This window comes from Nostoc sp. (genome assembly GCF_036917935.1).
Classification (GTDB): Bacteria; Cyanobacteriota; Cyanobacteriia; order Cyanobacteriales; family Nostocaceae; genus Nostoc.
This window is the reverse complement of sequence record NZ_JBALEL010000018.1, coordinates 1-10824: the sequence shown is the minus strand read 5'-3', so window position 1 is coordinate 10824 and position 10824 is coordinate 1. Positions and strand designations below refer to the sequence as shown.

The window sequence follows — 10824 nt, the reverse complement described above, 5'->3', positions numbered from 1 at the left end:
CGTTAGGCTCCGCCTGTTGACTTGCGGCAGAGCCGCAATGAGGAGCATTTCCAGCCAGAGGCTGGAAACGAGGTTTTAAAGGGGTTTGGGCTTAAGTTCACACCAGTAAACTAAAGACACCAAAGTCTGATTGATTGGGAGTTTTAACTACGCTTGTGGAAGCATACGAGCAAAGGCATTACCCAATCGAAGCAATCTTATATTATCTCGAATCTCCTGGATTTGCCTCGTTCCCAGTCTCTGACTGGGAATGCCTTCCGTTAGGCTCCGCCTGTTGACTTGCGGCAGAGCCGCAATGAGGAGCATTTCCAGCCAGAGGCTGGAAACGAGGTTTTAAAGGGGTTTGGGCTTAATTCGACACCAGTAATTGGGGATTCTGGTAGAGATTTTGATTCAACCATACCCTTTCTTAAAGCTTAGAACTCGGAACTCGGAACTTCAAGCTGGGAACTCGGAACTTCAAGCTGGGAACTCGAAACTTCAAGCTTAGAACTCGGAACTTCAAGCTTAGAACTCGGAACTTCAAGCTGGGAACTCGGAACTTCAAGCTGGGAACTCGGAACTTCAAGCTGGGAACTCGAAACTTGAGCTTGGAACTCGGAACTTCAAGCTGGGAACTCGGAACTTCAAGCTGGGAACTCGAAACTTCAAGCTTAAAAATGAACTCCACCCGTTCGAGTCGAAAAGGTGGAGTTAAGAAGTTGAAGAAATTGTGAATTCTCCTCACAAATGACAACCAACTAAATATGCGACTTGACAAATTTCTCTAATCTATCCATTCCCTTTTCAATCGTCGTCATATCTGTGGCGTAGGAAAGGCGAATGTTGTCATCAGCGCCAAAAGCAATTCCGGGAATGACTGCAACTTGATGTTTTTCCAGCAAAGCGTCACAAAATTCTAGGGATTTTAGACCGGTTTTGCTGATATCAGGGAACAGATAAAAAGCGCCATCTGGTTTTGCGGTATTCAATCCGGGAATGGCGTTGAGTCTGTCTAGCATCACCTGTCGGCGTTTGGCGAAAGCTTGGCGCATTTCTTCGACACAATCTTGAGAACTTTGTAGCGCTGCGATCGCCCCATATTGAGCAAAGGTACACACGTTAGATGTACTATGCCCTTGGATGGTACTGGCTGCTTTAATGATTTCCACTGGGCCTGCTAAATAACCAAGTCTCCACCCAGTCATAGAATAAGCCTTTGCAAACCCATTACTAATCAAAGTCCGGTCAAAAATTTCCTTCCCCAGAGAACCGATGCTGATATGTTCTGCACCATCGTAGAGAATCTTTTCGTAAATCTCATCAGAGACAACAAAGATATCTGCATCAACTACTACCTGCGCCAGGGCTTTGATTTCATCTGGCGTGTAAACCATCCCTGTGGGATTAGATGGAGAGTTGAGGATAAATAGCTTTGTCTTCGGCGTGATTGCTTTACGGAGTTGTTCGGGAGTAATTTTATAACCCGTCGTTGCATCTGTAGAGACAATTACCGGGACTCCACCGACTAAAGTCACCATTTCGGGATAACTTAGCCAGTAGGGTGCAGGGATAATTACCTCATCACCTAGATCGATCAACGCCACGATTAAGTTGTACAGAGAATGCTTACCGCCATTGGTGACAATGACATTCTCTGACTTGTAATCAAGACCGTTATCAATTTTAAGCTTGTGGGCGATCGCTTCCCTTAACTTTGGTTCTCCGGCGGCGGCACCATACTTGGTTTTGCCTTCATCCAAAGCTTTTACTGCTGCGGCTTTAATATGCGCTGGGGTATCAAAATCTGGTTCTCCAGCGCTAAAACTACAAACATCTATTCCTTCTGCCTTCAGTGCCTTAGCCTTGGCTGCGATCGCTAAGGTTAATGAAGGTGTTACCTGACTTACTCTTGCTGCCAGCTTCATTCTTACTATTTTTGGCAAATCTTTCACTCATATAAGGATATCCCAGAATCCCTACCAAGATTTGCTTTTTCTGAATTCGTTGGGATTGGCAAAGAATTCCTGAATTTGATTCTTGATTCTTAACAATGTATCTTGTATAAACTTAGTTTTAGAGTGAACTAAGTGTTTATATGCAGTTAAAGCCACTTTTCATCGCATCTTTTCTGTTAATTACTAGTCTTTTTATACCGAATGCTGCTATTGCTCAAAATCGCGGTACTCCGGGTAAATTTGACTTTTATGTACTGACACTCTCTTGGTCGCCGGATTATTGTGCGAAAAATGATACTCGTGACCCGCAGCAGTGTGGTTCGGGAAGGAAACTAGGTTTTGTACTACATGGTTTGTGGCCACAGTACCAAACTGGTTATCCGGCTAATTGTTCCACGCAAAAATTACCGGCGGAAGTAAAGCGGCGGTTTCCTGATTTGTTTCCTAGCGCTAAACTTCCCGATCATGAATGGGAAAAACATGGTACTTGTTCGGGGAAAACTCCAGCGGAATACTTGGCATTTAGTAAAAAGTTAAAAGATGCGATCGCAATTCCCGCAGCTTATAATCGTCCGAATAAACCCGTGCGTACCACAATTACAAATTTTAAAAATTCATTTGTGAGTGCGAATAATCAAATTACTGCTGATGGTGTAGCACCTTTTTGTTCTGGTTCAGGAAGATTTTTGCAAGAAGTCTTCTTTTGTTATTCCAAAAACGGTGAACCTGGTATTTGTAGCGCCGAGATTTTGAAGCGATCGCAAAAAAGTTGTGGTCAGCCAGATTTCTTGCTGAGAAACGTTAGATAAAAATGGGGGATTAGGTGACAGGGAATAATCTGTACTCTGTACCCTATTCCCTTCTTCACTCCCTAATCCCTAAGAGGATGTCTGAAAAGTTTTTTGTATACACCTAACCCTTAGAGATCCCCCTAAATCCCCCTTAAAAAGGGGGACTTTAAGACTCTTATTCCCCCCTTTTTAAGGGGAGCCAGCGCGGTCTTGGGGTCTCCCCAAGTGGAGCGACTGGCGTGGGTTAGGGGGGATCAACCAATATTTGATACTTCTCAGACATCCTCTAAGCTATCGTCACATCTGGCGATAAGTAAACATCCTGAATCGTATGAAACAGTTTTACACCTTCCTCAAAGGGACGTTGGAAGGTCTTTCGCCCAGAAATTAATCCTGAACCACCAGCCCGTTTATTAATTACGGCGGTGCGTATTGCTTCAGCGAAGTCATTTTTACCAGTCGCGCCACCAGAATTAATCAGCCCCACCCGCCCAGAGTAACAATTCAGTACTTGGTAACGAGTTAAATCAATTGGGTGATCGGTTGTTAATTCTGTATAAACGCGCTCATCTGTTTTGCCGTAACTCTTACCAGTGGCTTTGGCAACTGCACCATAACCATTGTTATTTTCTGGTAACTTTTGTTTGATGATATCGGCTTCAATGGTTACACCCAAATGATTCGCCTGTCCGGTGAGGTCAGCCGCAAGGTGATAATCTTTATCTTGTTTAAAGGCGTTGTTCCGCAGATAGCACCAGAGAATAGTCACCATCCCCAGTTCATGGGCGCGTTTAAAAGCTTGGCTGATTTCGTGAATCTGTCTAGTAGATTGGTCTGAACCAAAGTAAATTGTCGCACCTACCGCCGCCGCCCCTAAATTCCAAGCTTGTTCCACATCAGCAAACAATACCTGGTCAAATTGATTGGGGAAAGTCAGCAATTCGTTGTGATTGATTTTGGCAATAAAGGGAATTTTGTGGGCATATTTGCGCGAAATTATACCTAAAATCCCCAAAGTAGTAGCAACAGCATTGCAACCTGCGGCGATCGCTAGCTTGACAATATTTTCTGGGTCAAAGTAAATCGGATTGGGCGCAAAAGACGCACCTGCTGAGTGTTCAATCCCTTGGTCTACCGGTAGAATAGACAGATAACCTGTGTTTGCCAAACGACCAGTAGAATAAAGTAACTGGAGATTACGCAATACTTGAGGATTGCGATCGCTGTTGAGCCAAATTCGATCTACAAAGTCTGGTCCCGGCAAATGTATTAAATCCTGAGAAACCTTTGCTTTGTGGGTAAGCAGGTCTTCAGCCTCTTTACCTAGCAATGACTCAATAGAATTAGCCTCTTTGAGCGTTGTAGTCATAGTATTATCCTCAAAAACTGAGCAAATGACCTTGCTTTTAAGATAGCATTTCTAATACTCCTAACCTGTTTAGGCTTGTATTAACTAGATATATATTCCTTTTGATATAAAAGCCTTAAATTATTCTTTACAAATCGCTAAAATCAATGATTGTCTGAGATATAACCATTATTTGAGCCAAGATACACAAAGAAACAATCGTGCTTTTGAGGATTTTGGTGGATTGCAGACTGATAATTTGATATATTTCAATTCTGATACTCATCATCTGACAACAAAAATGTCGATAAGTAATCTTCACAGATTCCGATTGTGGCAATAATCATTAAAAAAACAAATACAATTCTATGAGTAAATTTCAAATCGATATCGACTTCAGCAAAATAGATTTCGCTTCCCTTGAGACAGAAGAAGATTTTCAAAGAGAGGCAAAAACATTACTACCAAAGGCACTGGTAAAACTAGGTGAAAGTGTCGGTGAGAAGACTTGGGAAGAATTACAGCAAAAACTGCAAGCATCTGGAGGTAAGCTCAAATCTTCTCCGAGTGAAAAACGTAGGTTTATGCAAGAAACAGGCAGAACTTATCAACGAAATGCCAGCAATAGAGAAAAACAAGAACTAGAAGAATATATAGTAGAGCAATTACGCCAGCGCAAATAGTAAAAATCAACCTAAGCTTGATGTACTCGTATTCCAACTTCTATTTTTAGCAGTAGTTTTAGTAGGGTGCGTTACGCCAAGGGCTAACACACCAATTTCCTAACTTGTAGTATTCAAAATCATTGTAGCCCTTACGTCTTTGATACTCGTGAACGAGTCTTTGAACTCCGTTAACGAGCCTTTGAACTCCGTTAACGAGTCTTTGATACTCGTGAATGAGGCTTTGAACTCCGTTAACGAGTCTTTGATACTCGTGAACGAGGCTTTGAACTCCGTTAACGAGTCTTTGAACTCCGTTAACGAGTCTTTGATACTCGTGAATGAGGCTTTGAACTCCGTTAACGAGTCTTTGAACTCCGTCAGCGAGTCTTTGATACTCGTGAATGAGGCTTTGAACTCCGTTAACGAGTCTTTGATACTCGTGAATGAGTCTTTGAACTCCGTTAACGAGTCTTTGATACTCGTGAACGAGGCTTTGAACTCCGTTAACGAGTTTTTGATAAGTAGTCGGACAAAAATAATTACAGTCATTGCGAGCAGAGTAAAGCAATCCCAGCCCTTGCGATTGCTTCGCTCCGCTCGCAATGACATATTTACCAAACATGATTCAAGCAAACCAGCGACGAATCAACTCCACTTGGAAGCCATAGCCGTCGTCAACTTCCTCAATTAACTCCCGTTGTAACAGCAAGCTGAAAGTAATATCAGCATCGGGGAACTGTTGTAATAAACTTTGGCGGCTAACTATAGCCCCTTCCCCTTGAGCGGCGATAAAACGTAGAAGAGCTTGTCCACTTGCATCAACTTGATTGTTTTGAATGTCAGCAAAGAAAAAGCCGCCACTTTGCAAAGCTTCCGGTATCGCTGCTTCCACATCCGCTAAAGTTGCCAATCGCCGGATAGAGGGGTCTTGCTCATTCTTAAGAACGATAATTTCTGCACAGAGTAGTTGTACTAAGAATGGGTGACACCGAGTGAGTTGTAGCACTCGCTCAACGGCATTAGGTTCATAGCGAAGAGTAAAATCTTTGACAGGACGTTCAATTAATTGTCGTGCTTCCGCTTCTTTGAGGTAGGAGATATGCACTACTTGAACATTAATTAGATAACTCGCCCAGCGCTGATATTCTTCGATAGTATGAGAGCCAGCCAGTAACACCTTGAAGCGGGGACGATGTTGGATGAGGTGACGCAGCATACCCAAAACATCCTGTTCATCAAAGCGACCTTTGGCTATAGCGCTGTCTAGCACCTCGAATTCATCTAGCGCTAGTAAGGCGGTATTTTGTTCTAAAGCCTGTTCTACTTTATCTAGCCATTCATAGAAATAGGTGAAAGGGTCAGATTTTAGCACTTCGCGGGCTAGGGACGGTAGAGTTAAACCTTGCTTTTTCGCTGACTTCTCCATCTCTTTAGCCAGGTTGTAGAGAAAACCTGCATGGTCACTAGCTGATGAAGGTGCGCCTTGCAAGTCCACAAACATGGGGATGATGGAATTGGGGAGTAACTTGCCGATGTTGTTGAGGAGAGAAGTTTTACCCATACGTCGCTGACCGTATAGTAGCAGAGGTGGACGACGGCGATCGCGCAGTAGTTGCTCAATGCGTAAGCCGATGTCATCGCGCCCCGTGAAAATTTCTTGCTCTAGTGTAATGGGATTACCAGTAATGTAAGGCGAGTCAATCTCTTGGCGCAGTTCAGTAATTTTAGCCAGTTCATCTATATAATTGGTGACTATCTCACGCCAACTTTTGATAATCGGGTAGAAACGGACTGTATATTTGTCGCTGCTACGAGCGAAGTTCTGCAACTGTAAATTTAATTTATCTGCAACATGTCTGAGGAGTAAGCGCTGGTTATAAGCACTTGCTTGATTGAGAGCAGCATCTACATCCTCGCTGATACGGCTAAAGATTTGTAGTAGAGGGCTAACTTCACTCTCTAGTTCGTCAATTACCAGACTGCGATGAGCTTCACAGATAGCTTTTACATCAGCGCAGCCTAGTAAACTGCGTGCATCCAGTTCGATTTGTACAGCTTGATCTGCCCAGCGTTGGGGGCTGGTACTGAGATATTCTAAAGCTGCTTTGCCTTCAACTAGGTTATTTTCGATTATAAAAAGGAGATGCTCATCTAAACCAGGCAGATGTAAACGCTGCCACTCATCCCAGAAGGCAGAGTGATAGCGCAATAAACAAGGGCTTTTACCATCACGTCGTTTGTCTAATCTATAGAGAAGATAATTCCAGACAAAGAGAAATGGAAAGAATAGAACAGGTCGCCAAGAGTTAATAGTTACTCCCACGCCTCCCCCCACGCATAACTTCATTGTTAACCACACGTCGAACTGCACTTTGAACGCCACGCAGAACGCCACGCTTAACCCCAGACCTAACGCCACGCCGAATGCCACGCCGAATGCCACGTCGAACGCCACGCTTAACCCCACACCGAACGCCACGCAGAACGCCACGCCGAATGCCACGTCGAACGTCACTTGGTACTCCACTGTTGGCCCCACGCCGAACGCCATGCCGTACGGTACGTCGAACGCCACGCCGTACGGCACGTTGGACTTCACTCTTAACGGCACGCAGGACGCTACGCTTAACCCCACGCCGAACGCTACGCTTAACCCCACGCCGAACGCTACGCTTAACCCTACGCCGAATACCACGTCGAATGCCACGCCGAACACCACGCCGAACACCACGCCGAACGCCACGGGAAAAGCTATATTTGCGATTGGTTCACCCAATGCCCACAGCACCAAGCCCAATAGTAAGTTAGCCAGGATAGGTAAGATGAAGTATCCCTGGATGAACAGCCGCCACAGAGCAAGGTTTCGCCATCGCTTTTGTCTCAACAAGATAATTAGAGAGGAGTCAGAGTCTAAAGCAGGGTCAATACGCTTGAGGTGGTTACGCCAAGCTGAGGGGCGGAAGACAAGCCAGAAAAGTAGTTGCAAGCTACCGAGTATTAAGTTGGGGTGCTGCTGGGGTGCATCGGTGTAGGCGTTGGGGGGTAGTTGTGGTGAAGTCAACGTTTTTGCACTCCTGTTTAATACTCTATGTCATTGCGATCGCTTCGTCCTTCCTCCTCGCAATGACAGAATATGTCATTGCGAATGTAGCGCTAGCGGAATGTAGGCGAAGCCTTCCCGAAGGGTAGCAATCGCAAAGGCTAGGATTACTCAGCTTTGCTTTGGTGCGATCGCAATCAAATCGCAAAGGCTGGGATTGCTTCGCTTCACTTCGTTACGCTCGCAATGACATTATCTGTCATTGCGAATGTAGCGCTAGCGGAATGTAGGCGAAGCCTTCCCGAAGGGTAGCAATCGCAAGGGCTGGGATTGCTGTGCTTTACCTTGGTGCGATCGCAATGACAAAGTGTACTGAGTATGTCATTGCGAATGCAGCGCTAGCGGAAAGAAGCAATCGCAAAGGCTAAGATTACTGTGCTTTACCTTGGTGCGATCGCAATGACACCAGCAAAATTTATAACTCATTATATAAATCTCTCCATTCTTGATTAACACTATTGACTAAATCAATTTTCTTTTGTCTGGAACCTGCCTTAATCTGTTTTTCTCTACTAATAGCTGTATAAGCATCTTCAAATATTTCATAATAAACTAATTTTGTAATGTTGTATTTCTTAGTAAATCCTTCTATTGTTTTCTCTTTGTGTTCATACACTCTTCTTTGTAAATCGTTTGTTATTCCTGTATATAGCACAGTGTTATACTTATTCGTCATGATATATAAATAATATTGCTTGTTCATTTCTAATCCTTATTTGGGATAGAAACTCGGTCGTAACAAATTTTTCTTATATTTGTCACCGCCAAATTATAAGTAATATCATGTCATCAAACACTTGTCATTGCGTACTCCTTTGGAGAAGACGTAGAGTACGAAGTGTTGGCGTTTGCGTACCAACCCAAAGGGAAGCGTCTCGTAGAGAAACAATCCTAAAACCTTGCGATTGCTTCGTCGTTCCTCCTCGCAATGACATATTTTTTCAGAAAAGGGAATTGCTTGGCTTCACTGAGGTGCGATCGCAATAACAATTTAGATCATTGCAAGACTTCCCAATCTTCTATAGGTACAGGAGGCTCAAAGGGATCGTCATAGCGAATAACTGTTCCCCGTAAACGATAAGGATTAGATTCTGAAGACTGGGGAAAACGTTCTAAAACAATGATTTCTACTGCTTCCCCAGCCTGAAACGGTAAATCTTCAAGAATCAAGGTTCCGTTTTTAGTTAACTTTGTTTCAATTCGGTGTGCTTTCATAGTTCCTCTGCTAATTATGAATCTAATAAATCAGCAAACGGTTTCATTTGTTGTAATCCTTCCTCACGCCAATTATCATCATTTTCCCCTTCTTCTAAGTTAAATAATCTTTCTCTACACAGAATTTGTAACAACAGTGGCCAGCAGCAACTTTGTGTCAAAATCCACTCTACATCTTCATCAGTGAAAGCAATGGGCGAACTAGTTATCAATTGTCGCGCTTCTGTCTGAGTCAATGTTCCCAGATATGCGATATAGCCGAAAATATTGAAAAAGGGTGAACTGTGTCCTGTGTTTCGTGCCATTTCAATCGGTGATTCGGGAGTAGCCAAGACAAATGCGAGATTTCCGCCTGTGTGGTTAGTCGCTAAAGACCGCAAACTTTCCCAAAAACAATCATCTAATTCTGGACAGCGTTGCAATCCAACACAAATCTCATCCAATAAGATGACTGTGGGAGAATGCAAATTATCGCTGACTACATTCATGAAATGATCTAAATCGCAAGGTGTAGGCACTTGCATCTTCAGTGATTCTAAGATGTACTTTAGTAAACCTTCTCGGCTTTGCATTCGTGCGTCTTGTAAGTCTACAAAAATCCAACGGTAATTTTCTGGATGCGGTAGCCAGTCAGATTTTTGTTCAAGACGCAGCTGTTCTGCTGGGGTGGTGGTGATATTTTTTAAGTAGTGCAGCAAGGATGTTTTACCGCTACGCTTTTTACCGATAATGGCGGCGTTTTGTAAAGGATGGCGTTTGAGTAAGTTGAAGAGGCGTTTTAATTCTTTCTCTCGTCCAAAAAAATAACGCGGCGGGGTGATGGGGGTTCCAGTGATGAAGGGTGATGCTTCCCCGTTAGTTGGCTGAGGTTTATTTGCCTGAGTTTCTGGTTTTTTGTATGCAATGTCTTGCCACTCTAACCCCAGTTTTTTGCTAAGTTCTACAAAATTTAGATAGTCAACAGGTTTACCAGTGAGAAAGCTTTTGACTGTGGAGAGAGAAAAGTCTGTGTCAGTAGCCAAAGACTGCTGACTGGGATAGCTGTTACGCCCAAGTGCTGACTTAACTTTTTCAATATACTCTGGGGCTACTCGGAGCGATCGCGCCATCATTCCTCATCGAGAAACTGCTGTGAGTATATCAGCTTTTCATACTCGCTAAATAACAAAGCTGTTTAGCTATAACGTCTTACACTATAGGAATTATAGTCATCTTGAACTTAACCGATAATCAACTCACAACTCGTCTAATTGGTGACTATTTCTCAACTCCGTTCTCAGCCAGCACCAAGTTGTAATGGGAATGTAAGGGATTAGGGGCTTTAAAAATGAAACGAGAATTGGGAATTCTGCAAATTACCTTATCACTTTGCGGAGTGATGATGTTTGGTACAGTAACTTACGCCGCTATTAATATGGTGAATGGTCAATACCGAGTTGAAATAGCGCTCAATACTAAGGGACTCATTATTAAGTCAGATATTGACAAAAGACAATGCAAAGTAGTAGAAGATATTGCCCAAAAGCAAGAAAGTACAAATTTAGACCAGAAGACAATTAATTAGGAGTAAAAATCAGTGATGAGTTAGAATTAATAACTTCTAACTCATTGTGAATGAACCTCTGAGCTTTGTCGATGAACCTCTGAGCTTCGTCGATGAACCTCTGAGCTTTGTCGATGAACCTCTGAGCTTTGTCGATGAACCTCTGAGCTTTGTCGATGAACCTCTGAGCTTTGTCGATGAACCTCTGAGCTTTGTCGATGAACC

General features: G+C 43.4%; 10 protein-coding genes. 3 read left to right on the top strand and 7 right to left on the bottom strand.

What is annotated here, in order from left to right:
- Positions 1–740: 740 nt before the first annotated feature.
- The gene (locus V7K62_RS08550; protein ID WP_334863499.1) at positions 741–1907 is read right to left on the bottom strand and encodes a pyridoxal phosphate-dependent aminotransferase; all 1167 of its coding nucleotides are present in this window, start codon (positions 1905–1907) and stop codon (positions 741–743) included.
- 170 nt (positions 1908–2077) lie between these two features.
- On the opposite strand from V7K62_RS08550, the gene V7K62_RS08545 reads away from it, so the two are divergent.
- Positions 2078–2746 carry a ribonuclease T2 family protein gene (locus tag V7K62_RS08545; protein WP_334863498.1) on the top strand — a complete coding sequence of 223 codons (669 nt, stop codon included), beginning with the start codon at positions 2078–2080 and terminating at the stop codon, positions 2744–2746.
- 268 nt (positions 2747–3014) lie between these two features.
- Here V7K62_RS08545 and V7K62_RS08540 read toward each other — a convergent pair whose 3' ends face one another.
- Positions 3015–4097, bottom strand: a complete 1083-nt coding sequence (locus tag V7K62_RS08540; RefSeq protein ID WP_334863497.1) for a class I fructose-bisphosphate aldolase — start codon at positions 4095–4097, stop codon at positions 3015–3017.
- 347 nt (positions 4098–4444) lie between these two features.
- Between V7K62_RS08540 and V7K62_RS08535 the strand changes: the two genes are divergently transcribed.
- Positions 4445–4759: a hypothetical protein gene (locus V7K62_RS08535; protein ID WP_334863496.1), complete on the top strand. Its 315-nt coding sequence runs from the start codon at positions 4445–4447 to the stop codon at positions 4757–4759.
- Between the two features lie 58 nt (positions 4760–4817).
- Here V7K62_RS08535 and V7K62_RS08530 read toward each other — a convergent pair whose 3' ends face one another.
- The 5 genes from V7K62_RS08530 to V7K62_RS08510 all read right to left on the bottom strand — a co-directional run bounded on the left by V7K62_RS08530 (position 4818) and on the right by V7K62_RS08510 (position 10168).
- Positions 4818–5309, bottom strand: coding sequence for a hypothetical protein (locus V7K62_RS08530; protein ID WP_334863495.1), 492 nt, complete (start codon positions 5307–5309; stop codon positions 4818–4820).
- A gap of 57 nt (positions 5310–5366) precedes the next feature.
- Positions 5367–7802 carry an AAA family ATPase gene (locus V7K62_RS08525; RefSeq protein ID WP_334863494.1) on the bottom strand — a complete coding sequence of 812 codons (2436 nt, stop codon included), beginning with the start codon at positions 7800–7802 and terminating at the stop codon, positions 5367–5369.
- Positions 7803–8256: 454 nt separating this feature from the next.
- Positions 8257–8544, bottom strand: coding sequence for a GIY-YIG nuclease family protein (locus V7K62_RS08520; protein WP_334863493.1), 288 nt, complete (start codon positions 8542–8544; stop codon positions 8257–8259).
- A 293-nt stretch (positions 8545–8837) separates the two neighbouring features.
- A complete protein-coding gene (locus V7K62_RS08515; RefSeq protein ID WP_334863492.1) occupies positions 8838–9056 on the bottom strand; it encodes a hypothetical protein in 219 nt (72 codons plus the stop codon).
- Positions 9057–9070: 14 nt separating this feature from the next.
- Positions 9071–10168, bottom strand: a complete 1098-nt coding sequence (locus tag V7K62_RS08510; protein WP_334863491.1) for an ATP-binding protein — start codon at positions 10166–10168, stop codon at positions 9071–9073.
- Between the two features lie 215 nt (positions 10169–10383).
- Between V7K62_RS08510 and V7K62_RS08505 the strand changes: the two genes are divergently transcribed.
- Entirely contained in the window at positions 10384–10620 is a 237-nt protein-coding gene (locus V7K62_RS08505) for a hypothetical protein (RefSeq protein ID WP_334863489.1), read from the top strand.
- Positions 10621–10824: the final 204 nt, after the last annotated feature.